2 protein-coding genes are annotated in these 16,926 nt (G+C 46.6%); one reads left to right on the top strand and one right to left on the bottom strand.

Translation table 11 applies throughout. The annotated features are described in order from the left end of the window. Window positions 1-58 precede the first annotated feature (58 nt). Window positions 59-523: a hypothetical protein gene (locus L3V33_RS01320; RefSeq protein WP_237288792.1), complete on the bottom strand. Its 465-nt coding sequence runs from the start codon at window positions 521-523 to the stop codon at window positions 59-61. 233 nt (window positions 524-756) lie between these two features. Between L3V33_RS01320 and L3V33_RS01315 the strand changes: the two genes are divergently transcribed. After that, window positions 757-16,890: a VCBS domain-containing protein gene (locus L3V33_RS01315; protein ID WP_237288791.1), complete on the top strand. Its 16,134-nt coding sequence runs from the start codon at window positions 757-759 to the stop codon at window positions 16,888-16,890. Window positions 16,891-16,926: the final 36 nt, after the last annotated feature.

Below are 16,926 nucleotides of genomic sequence, written 5' to 3'. Positions count from 1 at the left end.
TAAAAGATTGGCGCATCAGATTTATGAATCTGATATCGCTATGTTTTTAGATATAGATTTATGCGGCAGGTGGGCGTAGCAAAGATTGAGCGCGTGCGACTTTCTGGCCAATAGTGACCGGCTGAAAACGAGCTAATGAAAAGGAAAGTTGATCAACGGCTTCAACAGCCTGAATTGGATAGGGACTTGCAGAACACATTGAGGCACAGCAATCGGCACTCGAACAATGGTTACCCATCATCGAACTGCCGTCTTCGCTCATTGAAGACATGTCGCATTGAGCCATCAAAGCATGGGCACTCATGTTAGAGTCTTCAGCGTGTACTTTTTCACTCATCACATGACACCCTGCCATTGAATCATTAACCGAAGTATCGCTGTGGTAACAAGCCGATTTGCTCGACCCCATTTCCATCATTATTACTTCAGTCATCAAGGCTGAGGAGCTTGAGGCATAGCTAGACATCAACATCGCAATGATGCTGAAAACAATAATCCAAGTTTTTCGGAATGTGTTTGTCATAGTTTACCTTTGAATTTACACCGCAACTATAAACGTTACCCTTAGGGTAAGGTCAATGCCATTGTGCCGATATTTATCTGACCGTCGAAAAAGTATTCATCCTCTCTTTCATCAAAATGAGATAATTCTTCGACTTTGCAGTTTTTTCTTTAAAAATTATCCAATTAGCTAGCGAAACCTCTATCTGTGTATTTTACTTAAAATAGTGCAACCACGATTCACGGATGATAAAAATGGCTAACAAAAAAAACGTCGAAACAGACAAGAAAAATACAGAAATCAAAAATAAAAAAAGTAACGAGCTAGAACAAAAGAAACCAACACAAAGAAAGAAGCGCAGACTGCATTCACATCTAAAAGTGAATATCCCACTTTTTCAGTCACTCATGATGATTTTGCCATCATTGGCTAAACACGCTGCTGCCGAAAGTATAGACAATTCCAGCGACGCTGCAGATCAAGTAACCGCAAATAACGTGACCGAAAAAGATGTCACCGATGACCATAGCAAGGCGGACTCATCTGCGGTTGCTCATCAAGAAGCTCAGACAAGTGACAGCGATGTAAACTCGAGCTTAAGTGCAAGTCATGCCCCCCATGGTTCGAGCTCTCACTTGGTTCCTTCTCATCATTTGTCGACGCTTTCTCACCCGCAAGTCCATTACATTCCTTCGGTATCGATGCCGACTATCTCCTCAGGAAGTAACGGTCAGCCGACTCATTCGAATGCGCCTACGACGCCCGCTTTACCCGTCACCTTCATGCCAGAAGTCATAAAAGGTACGTACGGAGAGCTTCATGTTGATGCAAATGGTCAATACACATTCATATTGAATCCAAATTCTCCTGAATACATCCAGTTAAATCAGCACCAACCAGGTACTGACCATTTTGCGTTACATCTATCTAATGGCTCGAGCATCATTGTTCAGATACCAGTAACAGGTAAGCAAGACACGCCAAGTATTTCTGGAGACCTAACAGGTGTCGTAACAGAAGATCACAATATTGATTCACAAGGCTTGTTACATGCGAACGGCAAAATCGATGTCATAGACCCTGACCAAAATGAAAGTTCGGTTACGCCGGAAGTTATCTCAGGAAAATATGGTTCATTAACTATCGATGCTGATGGACACTGGCAGTATCAAGTTGACAACTCTCTTTCGAATGTTCAAGCGTTAACCGCAGCCACTTCATTGCACGAAAGCTTCACTATTCACACCAAAGACGGCACACCGCAAACCATCGACATGACGATTGGTGGGAACGACGACAACGCCGTTATCACAGGTGTAGATGCTGGCACGGTAACTGAAGATTTAACGACACAAATCCAAGGACAGCTTTCGGTAACGGACTCAGATCTTGGAGAGGACCACTTTCAAGCCTCACAAGTGACTAGTAATTTCGGTACGCTAAGCATCACCAAAGACGGTGCATGGACATACAATTTAGATAACAATAACCCTGTAGTTCAAGGGCTTGGCCAAGGATCAACTGCGACAGACATCGTCACTGTTCACTCTGCCGATGGCACAGCACATCAAGTTACGGTTACGATTAATGGCACCAACGACCATGCGGTAATCACGAGTAGTACAGCAAATTCACCAAGTTCGTTTTTCGCTATCAGGAAAAGTAATGGCTCAAGCCAAGTTACTGAAGATAAAGACCTAACGGTTTCGGGCCAACTCAACATCACCGATATCGACTCAAAAGAGGCGCATTTTTCTAATTCCGACCTCAAGGGGACACTGGGTACTTTACACCTTAAAGACAATGGTGATTGGACCTACGATCTAGATAATAAAAATCCACAAGTTCAGGCTCTTGGTAAAGGGTCTGCGACAACAGACATCATCACCACCCACTCCGCTGACGGCACTCCTCATCAAATCACTATTACCGTTAACGGCACCAATGATAAAGCCGTGATAAGCGGAACTAGTACCGGCGTGGTAACCGAAGAGTCCCAACTTCAGACCTCGGGCACACTTGCGGTAACGGATGTGGATACTGGCGAGGCACACTTCTCCAACACCGATATCGTAGGCTCGTTTGGTACGCTTCATCTGACCGATACTGGTTCTTGGACGTACGATCTTGATAATACAAATCCTAACGTTCAATCATTGGGCAAAGGAGCAACCGCTACCGACACCATCACCGTTCATTCCGCTGACGGCACGCCGCATCAAGTGACTATCACAGTAAATGGCACTAATGACAAAGCGACTGTTAGCAGTGCGACCGTTGCCATCGATGAAACCGACAAAGCAGTAACAACATCAGGAACACTAACCAGCACCGACGTAGATAACCCAGATAATGCGTTCACACCGGATTCAATTGCTGGCACTAACGGTGATCTCACTATTGACGCTAATGGGCATTGGGTTTTCACCGCGAGCAGTGCGTTTAATCAATTAAACGTCGGTGACAAAGTCACTGAAACCTTCAATGTCTCTTCCATCGATGGCACACCGTCGACCATCAAGGTCACGATTAATGGTACCAATGATAAGGCAACGATCAGTACCACAACGGTCAGTGTGGATGAAACGGACAGCGCTATAACAACCTCAGGCACCCTAACCAGTATCGACGTCGATAATCCAGATAATGCATTTACGCCAGACTCCATTGTTGGCTCTAACGGCGACCTAACTATTGACGCTAATGGCCATTGGGTGTTCACCGCGAACAGTGCGTTTAATCAATTGAACGTTGGCGATAAGGTTGAGGAAAACTTTACCGTAAATTCTGTTGATGGCACACCGTCGACCATCAAAGTGACGATTAATGGCACCAACGACAAAGCGACGGTCAGTACAGCAACAGTCAGTGTAGATGAAACTGACAAAGCGGTAACCACATCAGGCACCCTAACCAGTACTGACGTGGATAATCCAGATAATGCGTTCAAGCCAGACTCCATTGTTGGAGCTAATGGTGATCTCACCATTGATGCCAATGGCCATTGGACGTTCACTGCCAACAGCGCGTTTAATCAATTGAATGTCGGCGACAAGGTTGAAGAAACCTTCACCGTCACGTCTATCGATGGTACCCCATCGACAATTAAGGTCACCATTAATGGTACCAACGATGCGGCGACCGTCAGCACGGCCACTGTTGCGTTGGATGAAACCGATACGGCTATCTCGACGTCAGGCACGTTAACCAGCACCGATGTCGACACCCCGGATAATGCGTTTACTGCGGCTTCACTTACTGGCACCAATGGTGACTTAACGATTGATGCTCATGGCCATTGGACGTTTACCGCCAACAGCGCGTTTAATCAATTGAATGTCGGCGACAAGGTTGAAGAAACCTTCACCGTCACGTCTATCGATGGTACCCCATCGACAATTAAGGTCACCATTAATGGTACCAATGATGCAGCGACAGTCAGCACGGCCACCGTTGCGGTAGATGAAACCGATGCGGCTATCTCGACGTCAGGCACGTTAACCAGCACTGATGTCGATAATCCAGATAACACGTTCACGCCAGATTCCCTTACGGGTAGCAACGGTGACTTAACCATTGATGCTCATGGCCACTGGACGTTCACTGCCAGCAGCGCCTTTAATCAGTTGAATGTCAGCGATAAGGTCGAAGAAACCTTCACCGTCACGTCTATCGATGGTACCCCATCAACAATCAAAGTGACGATCAACGGAACCAACGATAAAGCTACTGTCAGCAGTGCAACTGTCGTCATCGATGAGACTAACAAAGCGGTAACAGCTTCAGGAACGCTAACCAGTATCGACGTTGATAATCCAGATAATACGTTTACACCGGATTCTATTTCAGGCACCAACGGTGACCTGACTATTGATGCTAATGGTCATTGGGCGTTCACTGCGAATAGTGCGTTTAATCAATTGAACGTCGGTGATAAGGTCGAAGAAACCTTCACGGTGTCATCTGTGGATGGCACACCATCAACCATCAAAATCACGATTAACGGCACCAACGATAAAGCCATGGTTAGCAGTGCGACCGTCGCTATCGATGAGACTGACAAAGCGGTAACCACATCAGGTACGTTGATCAGCACCGACGTAGATAACCCAGATAATGCGTTCACACCGGATTCAATTATTGGTACCAATGGCGACTTAACCATTGATGCCAATGGCCACTGGACCTTCACCGCCAACAATGCCTTTAATCAGTTGAATGTCGGCGATAAGGTTGAAGAAACCTTCACCGTCACGTCTATCGATGGTACCCCATCGACAATTAAGGTCACCATTAATGGTACCAACGATGCGGCGACCGTCAGCACTGCCACTGTCGCTGTGGATGAAACCAATACTGCCATCTCCACGTCAGGCACATTAACTAGCACCGATGTCGACAACCCAGACAACACCTTTACGCCAGATGCCATAACAGGTACCAATGGCAACTTAACCATAGATGCGAATGGCCATTGGACGTTCACCGCCAACAGCGCCTTTAATCAGTTAAACGTCGGCGATAAGGTCGAAGAAACCTTCACCGTCACGTCTATCGATGATACCCCATCGACAATTAAGGTCACCATTAATGGTACCAACGATGCGGCGACCGTCAGCACAGCCACTGTCGCTGTGGATGAAACCAATACTGCCATCTCCACTTCAGGCACATTAACCAATACCGATATCGATAATCCCGATAACACGTTCACGCCAGATGCCATAACAGGTACCAATGGCAACTTAACCATCGATGCTAATGGCCACTGGACGTTCACCGCCAACAGCGCCTTCAATCAGTTAAACGTCGGGGATAAAGTCGAAGAAACCTTTACCGTAAATTCTGTTGATGGCACACCGTCCACCATCAAGGTGACGATTAACGGGACTAACGACGCCGCTACTGTCAGCAGTGCGACAGTCGCCGTCGATGAGACTGACAAAGCGGTAACCACATCAGGTACGTTGATCAGCACCGACGTAGATAACCCAGATAATGCGTTCACACCGAATTCAATTATTGGTGCCAACGGCAACCTAAACATTGATGCTAATGGCCACTGGGTATTCATCGCCCATAGCGCATTTAATCAATTGAATGTAGGCGATAAAGTTGAAGAAACTTTCACTGTCTCGTCTATTGATGGCACATCCTCGACCATCAAGGTCACGATTAATGGTACCAATGATAAGACAACGATCAGTACCACAACGGTCAGTGTGGATGAAACTGACAAAGCGATAACCACCTCAGGCACCCTAACCAGTATCGACGTCGATAATCCAGATAATGCATTTACGCCAGACTCCATTGTTGGCTCTAACGGCGACCTAACTATTGACGCTAATGGCCATTGGGTATTCATCGCCCACAGCGCATTTAATCAGTTGAATGTCGGCGATAAAGTCGAAGAAACCTTTACGGTGTCGTCTGTAGATGGCACACCGTCCACCATCAAAGTGACGATTAATGGCACCAATGATAAAGCCACCGTCCGTAGCGCAACTGTTGCTATCGATGAAACCGACAAAGCAGTAACTACCTCAGGAACCCTAACCAGCACCGATGTTGATAATCCAGATAATGCGTTTACGCCGGATTCGATTACTGGAACCAACGGTGACCTAACTATTGATGCCAATGGTCACTGGAGCTTCACCGCCAACAGCGCGTTTAATCAATTGAATGTCGGCGATAAAGTCGAAGAAACCTTCACTGTCTCGTCTATTGATGGCACATCCTCGACCATCAAGGTCACGATTAATGGTACCAATGATAAAGCCACGGTCAGTACAGCAACAGTCAGTGTGAGTGAAACCGACAAAGCGATAACCACCTCAGGCACAATAACCAGCACCGACGTCGACAACCCAGACAATACGTTCACACCGGATTCCATTTCAGGCACTAACGGTAACCTAAACATCGACACCCATGGTCAATGGACGTTCACTGCCAACAGCGCTTTTAATCAGTTGAATGTGGGCGATAAGGTTGAAGAAACCTTTACTGTGTCGTCTGTGGATGGCACACCATCAACCATCAAAATCACGATTAACGGCACCAACGATAAAGCGACCGTTAGCAGCGCAAATGTGGCAGTTGATGAAACTGATACAGCGGTAACTACCTCAGGTACGCTAACCAGCACCGATGTTGATAACCCAGACAATACGTTTACACCGGACTCCATTTCAGGTACCAACGGCAACCTTACCATTGACGTTAATGGTCATTGGGTGTTCACCGCCAACAACGCGTTTAATCAATTGAACGTCGGCGATAAGGTCGAAGAAACCTTCACTATCTCTTCCGTTGATGGCACACCCTCGACGATCAAAATCACGATTAATGGTACCAATGACAAAGCAACGGTCAGTACCGCAACTGTCAGTGTGGATGAGACTGACAAAGCGGTAACGACATCAGGAACATTGACCAGTACTGACATGGATAATCCAGATAATGCGTTCACACCAGATTCAATTATTGGTGCCAACGGCAACCTAAACATTGATGCTAATGGTCATTGGACGTTCACCGCCAACAGCAAATTTAATCAATTGAACGTTGGCGACAAGGTCGAAGAAACCTTCACGGTGTCGTCTGTTGATGGCACCCCCTCAACCATCAAAGTGACGATCAACGGAACCAATGATGCCGCCACAGTAAGTAGCGCTAGCGTCGCTATTGATGAAACCAACAAAGCGGTAACAACATCAGGAACATTGACCAGTACCGATGTTGATAACCCAGATAATGCGTTCACACCGAATTCAATTATTGGTGCCAACGGCAACCTAAACATTGATGCTAATGGTCACTGGACGTTCACCGCCAACAGCGCATTTAATCAACTGAACGTTGGCGATAAAGTTGAAGAGACATTCACAGTATCGTCTGTTGATGGAACGCCATCGACGATTAAAGTTATGATTAATGGCACCAACGATAAGGCCGCGGTTAGCAGTGCGACCGTCGCTATCGATGAAACCGACAAAGCGGTAATCACATCAGGTACCCTTACCAGTACCGATGTAGACAACCCCGATAATACGTTCACGCCAGATTCCATTACTGGCTCCAATGGCGACTTAACTATTGACGCCAATGGTCACTGGACGTTCACCACCAACAGCGTATTTAACCAATTGAACGTCGGCGATAAAGTCGAAGAAACGTTCACCGTAAATTCTATCGATGGCACACCATCAACGATCAAAGTCACCATCAATGGTACCAACGATAAAGCGACCGTTAGCAGTGCAACAGTCGTAGTTGATGAAACCGATACAGCGGTAACCACATCAGGCACACTAACTAGCACCGATGTCGATAATCCAGATAATACGTTTACGCCAGATTCAATTGCTGGCACTAACGGCAACCTAAACATCGATGCCAGTGGCAACTGGACATTCACCGCCAACAGCGCGTTTAATCAATTGAACGTCGGCGACAAGGTCGAAGAAACCTTCACGGTGTCGTCTGTAGATGGCACACCGTCCACCATCAAGGTGACGATTAACGGTACTAACGACGTCGCAACTGTCAGCAGTGCGACCGTTGCCATCGATGAAACCGACAAAGCAGTAACAACATCAGGAACATTGACCAGTACCGATGTTGATAACCCAGACAATACGTTCACGCCAGATTCCATCATTGGCACGAACGGCAACCTAAACATCGACGCCCATGGTCAATGGATCTTCACCGCCAACAGCGCATTTAATCAACTGAACGTTGGCGATAAAGTTGAAGAGACATTCACAGTATCGTCTGTTGATGGAACGCCATCGACGATTAAAGTTATGATTAATGGCACCAACGATAAGGCCGCGGTTAGCAGTGCGACCGTCGCTATCGATGAAACCGACAAAGCGGTAATCACATCAGGTACCCTTACCAGTACCGATGTAGACAACCCCGATAATACGTTCACGCCAGATTCCATTACTGGCTCCAATGGCGACTTAACTATTGACGCCAATGGTCACTGGACGTTCACCACCAACAGCGTATTTAACCAATTGAACGTCGGCGATAAAGTCGAAGAAACCTTCACGGTGTCGTCTGTTGATGGAACACCGTCCACCATCAAGGTGACGATTAACGGCACTAACGATGCAGCGACAGTCAGTACCGCAACAGTCAGTGTGGATGAAACGAACAGCGCTGTAACAACTTCTGGAACCCTCACCAGTACCGATGTAGATAACCCAGACAATACCTTCACGCCGGATTCAATTTCAGGCACTAACGGTGACCTCACCATTGATGCCACGGGTCACTGGAATTTCACCGCCAACAGCGCGTTTAATCAACTAAACGTTGGCGATAAGATCGAAGAAACCTTCACGGTAACTTCGGTTGATGGCACACCCTCGACTATCAAAGTGACGATTAATGGCACCAATGATAAAGCCACCGTCAGTAGCGCAACAGTCGTAGTTGATGAAACCGATACAGCGGTAACAACATCAGGAACATTGACCAGTACCGATGTTGATAACCCAAATAATGCGTTTACGCCAGACTCCATTGTTGGGTCTAACGGCGACCTAACTATTGATGCCAATGGTCATTGGACATTCACCGCCAACAGCGCGTTTAACCAATTGAATGTCGGCGATAAAGTCGAAGAAACCTTCACGGTGTCGTCTGTTGATGGCACCCCCTCAACCATCAAAGTGACGATCAACGGAACCAACGATCAAGCGACCGTTAGCAGTGCAACCGTCTCGATTGATGAAACTGACAAAGCGGTAACAACCTCAGGCACCCTAACCAATATCGACGTCGATAATCCAGATAATGCATTCACACCGGATTCGATTACTGGCACCAACGGTGACCTGACTATTGATGCCAATGGTCACTGGAGCTTCACCGCCAACAGCGCGTTTAATCAGTTGAACGTCGGTGACAAAGTAGAAGAAACCTTTACTGTGTCGTCTGTTGATGGCACACCCTCGACCATAAAAGTCACGATTAATGGCACCAATGATGCTGCCACGGTTAGCACTGCCACTGTTGCTGTGGATGAAACCGATACTGCGGTGACTACCTCAGGCACGCTAACCAGCACCGATATCGATAACACTGGTAATGCGTTCACACCAAGTACAGTGTCTGGTGCTAACGGCGACTTTAACATTGATTCAAGTGGTCAATGGACCTTCACCGCCAACAGCGCATTCAATCAATTGAACGTCGGTGACAAAGTCGAAGAAACCTTTACTGTGTCGTCTGTTGATGGCACACCGTCAACGATCAGAGTGACGATTAACGGTACTAACGATGCAGCGACGGTCAGTACAGCAACAGTCAGTGTGGATGAGACTGACAAAGCGGTAACGGCTTCAGGTACGCTAACCAGCACCGATATCGATAATCCAGATAACACGTTCACGCCCGATTCTATTTCCGGTACTAACGGCAACCTAAACATTGATGCTAATGGACATTGGGTGTTCACCGCCAACAGCGCATTTAATCAATTCAACGTCGGTGACAAAGTCGAAGAAACTTTCACTATCTCTTCCATCGATGGAACACCATCAACGATCAAAGTTACGATCAACGGAACCAACGATAAAGCTATTGTTAGCAGCGCAACCGTAGCTATCGATGAAACTGACAAAGCGGTAACCACGTCAGGCACGCTAACCAGCACCGACGTCGATAACCCAGACAATACGTTTACGCCGGACTCCATTTCAGGTACCAACGGCAACCTTACCATTGACGTTAATGGTCATTGGGTTTTCACCGCCAACAGCGCGTTTAATCAATTGAACGTCGGCGATAAGGTCGAAGAAACCTTTACGGTGTCGTCTATTGATGGCACACCGTCAACGATCAAAGTGACAATTAATGGCACCAATGATAAAGCGACGGTCAGTACCGCAACGGTAAGTGTGGATGAGACTGACAAAGCAGTAATCACCTCAGGTACCCTAACCAGTACCGATCTCGATAACCCCGATAATACGTTCACGCCAGACTCCATTACTGGCACCAATGGCGACTTAACTATTGACGCCAATGGTCACTGGACGTTCACCGCCAACAGCGCGTTTAATCAGTTGAACGTCGGTGACAAAGTAGAAGAAACCTTTACTGTGTCGTCCGTTGATGGCACACCCTCGACCATAAAAGTCACGATTAATGGCACCAACGATAAACCAACTATTGCTGCGCAATCGCACTCGGTTACCGAAGATGGGCAATTACTCCAAGGTCAAATGGCCGGCACAGATATCGATAATGGTGCCCAGTTAACTTATTCAGTAGCAAATCCTGTAGATGGATTGACCTTAAATAAAGACGGTAGCTACAGCTTTGATCCTTCGAATAGTACCTACCAACATCTGGCAGATAAACAAACTCAAACCCTTACGATTCCAGTCACAATCACTGATGAGCACAACAGCAGCTCAACAGAAAACCTGACGATTATTATTACTGGTACTGGTGATTCCGCCATTATTGGAGGTGTGGATACGGGTTCTGTCATTGAAAGAACAGCGGGTGATAATATGTCACCCGATTTTGCTCACTCCGGAATGGCAACACTGGGAAATAGTGTTTTATATGCCGATGGACAATTAACCATTGTTGACGCAGATAAAGGCGAACAAGGTTTTGCTTCCCACACCAATGCCTATAACTACCATGGTACTTATGGTGATTTAATTTTAAACCCTGATGGTAGTTGGCATTACGTTGCCGATGCAGGCAGTGTCAGTCATATTGGTGGGCGACCAACCACCAGAGGGACCGCCATCGACCAACTTGGTAAAGGTGATACGTTAACTGACACCATCACTGTCCATTCTATAGATGGCACTACGCACGATATTGTAATTACCATAAACGGTAGCAATGATCGCCCGTATTGTTCATCCGAAGTACAACTAAATTCAGGCAAAGAAGAGGCAGTTCAAACCATAACAACCCGTGAACTGCTTTCGAATAGCGTAGATGTTGATGCAAACGATGCAGGTAAGCTGTCTGTCGCTAACCTTCATGCCGATCATGGTTCAATTCGGGATAATCACGACGGTACTTTCACCTTTACTCCCAACCATAATTACAACGGTAACATCCATTTTACCTATGATGTCGTCGATGCACATAGTGGCACCACTCATACTGGTGCAAATACAACGATTACTGGTACTCCAGATCAAGCCACCATTACTGAGGTGACAACAGGAAGCGTGACTGAAGATGGCACGCATGCCACTCACAACAACGGAATCACTACAGAGCTGGCATATGGGCAACTTCAAGTTATCGACCCTGATAGCGGTGAAAATAAATTCCAATACAGTCAGTTTGGTGAAACCTCTATTCACGATCTATTTGGTGGCATGTTGCGAATCGACAGCGCCGGAAATTGGGGTTATAGCGTTGACAACGCAGCTCTACAACACCTTGCTCAAGGACAGACTGAAACGGTGGTGTATCGTGTTCATAGTTATGATGGGACTGCTTACGATCTGCATATTGATGTAACTGGAACCAACGACGCTCCTGCGGTGAATAAAGTTGTTCTCAGCAACGGCACAGAAGACACACATTACCAAATGCAAGCAAGTCAGTTTGGTTTCACCGATATAGACACCAAAGACACGTTGCACTCGATTTCGATTACAGACCTACCACCAGCGACACAAGGTAAGTTTGTTCTTGACGGGCATGACATCTCTTCAGGTCAGAGCATTGCCACCGCAGACATCAGTAAACTTCAATTCGTCCCCGCGCAAGATTTCAATGGTGATGTTCAATTTAAGTACACAGTCAATGATGGTCATGTAAACTCACAAAAAGCGACGAATACTCTTCACATAGATGCCGTTAGCGACGCTGCAAAAATTACAGGAACAGATACTGGTGATGTGCATGAAGGACACACTTTTACGGCGCCAGACGGCAGTATGTCGGGTTCGAGGGTGAACGATCGATCGCCCGATCATCAGCATCACAATACTGGCAAATTATGGAATGATCAGATCCATACCAAGGGCCACCTTAATATCCACGATGCCGATAGTGGCGAAGCTCACGCCCAAAATGGTGTTTACCACGGACATTATGGTCAGATCATATTGCAAGAAAACGGTGATTGGAACTATTACGCTTCAATTGGCCAAGATTCAACGGGTAGAGCAATAGATAAACTCGGTCAGGGGCAAAACCTAACCGATACAATCACAATCAAGTCAGCGGACGGTACAGCTCATAACATTGTTATCACTATTCATGGCAGTAATGACCGCCCGTATTGTTCATCAGAAGTGCAACTTAACGCGGGCACAGAAGATACCCGCCAGACCATTACCATCGCACAATTGCTGCAAAATACTGTCGATGTCGATAACAACGATGCTGGGATTCTAACTATTGAAAACCTCCATACAGATCATGGTTCTATTGCGACTAACCCTAACGGCAGCTTTTCATACACGCCAGAGAAAGACTACAACGGACAAGTGCATTTTACTTATGATGTGAAGGATGGACATGGTGGTATCACACATACTGGTGCAACAACAACCTTAACCGCAGTCAATGATAACCCCGATGCCACCCCTATCACTGACAGCGTAACGGAAGATACAGATTCACATCACTCGGTAAACTTACTTGGTACAGCCACGGATATAGATGGTGACCCATTAACTATCAGCCATATTCAAGCCACGTTTGAAGGACACACTGGACCACTTCCTGTTGGCGTTGGTATTGCATCAGACGGCCACACACTGATTATTGATAGTCATAGTTCAGCATTTCAACATTTAAGCGCAGGTCAAAAGTCAGACATTACCGTGCATTACATGATTGACGATAATCATGGAGGGCAAACCCCTGCAGTCTCTACTATCACAATGGTCGGCGCAGATGACAAAGCGAACCTGGTGTCTAACATCATTCAACTCACTGAAACCCAAGCGCTTGATAGTCAATACCATACCTACAAAGGTGCACTTCAGCTCGTTGATCCCGACACGGGATCTAACACTCAATTTGTATTCAGTGGAACTTACTTAGGACAAGGTTATGCTCCGGGTACTCTCGATGTATTTCCAGATGGCTCATACCAATTTAGATTACAAGGCGCATTAAACCGTCACGCGGATGACCTTGTCGCGAGTTTGCATTCTGGTGAATCGAAAGACTTTCCATACGAGATAAAAACGTCGGATGGGCAAACCCTAACAGTGATGGTTAAAGTAACCGGAGAAGACAGCAACGCACAAATTCATGTTTCGATGCCAAATTCATTGCCTGCTAATCAATCTGTTACTGAAGAACACTTTGTTCCCGCGAGTGCAACGAACCTCTATGCTGGCGGGCGTTTACGGGTGGTTGATCCTGACCATGACCAATCTTATCTGCAAGCCGAAACAATCAATACCGCACACCATGGTCAGTTCAAGATCAGTGCTGATGGAGGATGGAGCTACACCATTGATAACTCCATCGATCCAGTACAAAAACTCGGTGCCGGTGAATCATTTACCGAGACCCACACCGTCCATTCTCTAGATGGCACCGCTAGCCAATTGCTCACTGTGACAGTTCAAGGTACCAATGATGCACCAGTGGTATCTGCTGCTGTTAAATTAGCCCCAGGAATAGAAGATACCGATATTCAGCTAAACAAGTCTGATCTTCTTTCAAATGCTACAGACATCGATCACAACGACATAGGGCACTTAAACATAACCAACTTAGTCGCTGATCACGGCGTCATTGTTGATAACAAAGATGGGACATTTAACTTCCATCCCGAACCCAACTATAACGGACAAGTCCATTTCTCTTACGATGTCATCGATGGGCATGGTGGAGTGACACACACGGGTGCAAGTACCACACTAGCCGCCGTCAATGATGCAGCTGTATTTTCAGTAGACGATACCGGATCGGTAAAAGAAGATGTCCACGTTCAAGGAGACTCACAACATACTGTAGCAGTATCGGGAGTACTAATTGTTTCCGACCCTGACGCAGGAGAAAGTGAGTTCGTCGCCAACCGAAATGTACATGCTGTAAGTGACCAATTTGGTGGTGATTTAAGTATTGGCCGAGCCGGCGACTGGACTTACTCGGTTCCGAACAACAATTTAAATAGGCTTGCTGAAGGCGAAAAACATCAAGTTACATATGAAGTGGTTTCTCGCGGAGGAGATAAACACCAAATAGTCATCACCGTCGTTGGTACCAATGATGACCCTATACTATCCGTTACCCAAACCACCCCAACAACGGGAACCCTCACTGAAAACGATGTTGACGTTAAAGATATGCATACTTTCTCTGTCGTCAGGTCAACAGGCCAATTTGGTTCGCTCTCCGTCGATCCGGATACCGGTGCCTATGTGCACACGGCAAACTCTTCGGTTGCAGGGATGACTTATAACTCAGCTACACACACGTATCACGGAACCGATGTGTTTGAAGTGAAAGTGGCTGACAATCATGGTGGTGAATCATCGAAGTTCATTACTTTTGATACCAATGGTCATGTTTCCGTTGTCTCCGGACAACAACCAACGATTTCAACAACGGTGCCTGTTAATCCGCTGATTACTACAACTCAACCAACCTTGCCTTCAGGCACTAACGTCGCGCCAACGAACACCGTTACTCTGGAGCTCGCGTCAACAAGCGATTCAGGTTCATCGCAAACTGACAACCTTACCAACGACACTTCGCCAACGATTAACGGACACACTGATATTCCATTCTCGAAAGTCACGATTTACGATGGTTCCACACCCGTTGGACACTCGGTATCTGATGCCTCTGGCCAATATAGTGTTGCAGTAAGCAGCTTATCGGAGGGCGATCATAATCTATCCGCCAAAGCATTGGCTCCTTCGTCAGTGCTACCAGCTACCTCTTCGCTTCTTTCCGTCCATATAGATACACAAGTGCACGTCGGTATTCAAACAGACCCGATTACCGCCGACAATGTGATTAATGCTCAAGAATCCAACAGCTCAATTGACATCACCGGATCCGTTTCTGGCGATTTTAATGCAGGCGACATTGTGACTTTAGATGTAAATGGGACACAGCATACTGGCGTTGTAGATGCTCAAGGCCACTATTCTATTGCTGTTTCTGGGAGTGAGTTAATAGCGGATGCTGACCAAAAAATAGAGGCATCAATAGCGGTAACAGATAGCGCAGGCAATAGCACTCAAGCTACTGCAGATGTTACTTACCAAGTCGATACACAGGTTAGCGTTCCTACTATCACTTTTGAAAACGCAGGGGCAGACAACTTATACAGCAAAGCTGAAATCGCCCGAGGACAGGCAAACACGATTACAGCAACCGTTACGCCTCCTGGTGACGCCAAAATCGGTGAGCATCTTGTCGTTAACGGACAAGATCATGTATTAGATGCTCACACTCTTCAGCATGGAATACAAATTGAAGTTCATCCGGGTTCTAATGTACAAGCAACAATGACTGACGAACACGGTAATACCGCAGGTAGCCAAGGTTTTGCTGCAAGCGCTATTCCTGAACCGATCATTGTCAGACCGCCATCGGGAAGCCACCAAGTGTCTGGCACACTTGGGGTACCACCATTGTTACCATCTTTAACTCCGGTACCAACAGCACAAAGCGGTTGGCGAATCCATTTACCTAATGGACAATATGTCACCAGCCATCATGGGCAATATGGAACATTAACCATTGACCCTCAAACTGGCCACTTACATTACCAAGAGCAAGCCCAAATTCACACGGGCCCTCATGGTAGCGCTTCGGGTATAGGTCAACATGAAGATAGATTTGAAGTAGCATTGCAAGGGACAAATCAAGATGAAGTGGTCGCCCATGTAAACATCCAAATACTCAGTCATGGGCCAGGGCATAGTGGCAAGCTGACAGTTGGAACTGAAGTGGTTGATATGACAATCACTCCTGTCGTCCATACATCACACCCTGCACCACCACCACCGCCTCCTGTTCAACATGACGAGCCAGACATGACTTCGCAAGCCGACTTTACGGTCACACTAAGCGATGATAGTAATCTAGATTTAACCCAGCAGACCCATCAAGAACCAGATGAGAAAACCAGCCACCATGGTGCAGCAGCTTATCTGGATGCATTGGGCATTAAACCCGATGCGACATCGACAACGGTTCACGATCAACCTGCGGATATGGATATCGTACTTGCACAAGTCGACCAACCAGATGCAGCAACACATGACCAAGCGCACTTGGATATGTCAGACGCGCTTGAACACCATGACGTGAACATCAACCATAACCAAGATGATGAGCACCATCATCACAACGACGTAGACGGGCTGCCGGACATTGATCCAAATAGTTAACCGATAACGAGACTAAACAGAAGGGAGCACATGATG

This window comes from Vibrio sp. A2-1, from assembly GCF_021728355.1.
GTDB classification, from domain to species: Bacteria; Pseudomonadota; Gammaproteobacteria; order Enterobacterales; family Vibrionaceae; genus Vibrio; species Vibrio splendidus_K.
Note: the sequence above shows the minus strand (reverse complement) of the source record. Positions and strands in the feature narration are given on the sequence as shown.

Bases quoted from the DNA above. Each gene is read 5' to 3' on its own strand.
- L3V33_RS01315 (WP_237288791.1), top strand. From the start codon at position 757: ATGGCTAACAAAAAAAACGTCGAAACAGACAAGAAAAATACAGAAATC.
- L3V33_RS01320 (WP_237288792.1), bottom strand. From the start codon at position 523: ATGACAAACACATTCCGAAAAACTTGGATTATTGTTTTCAGCATCATT.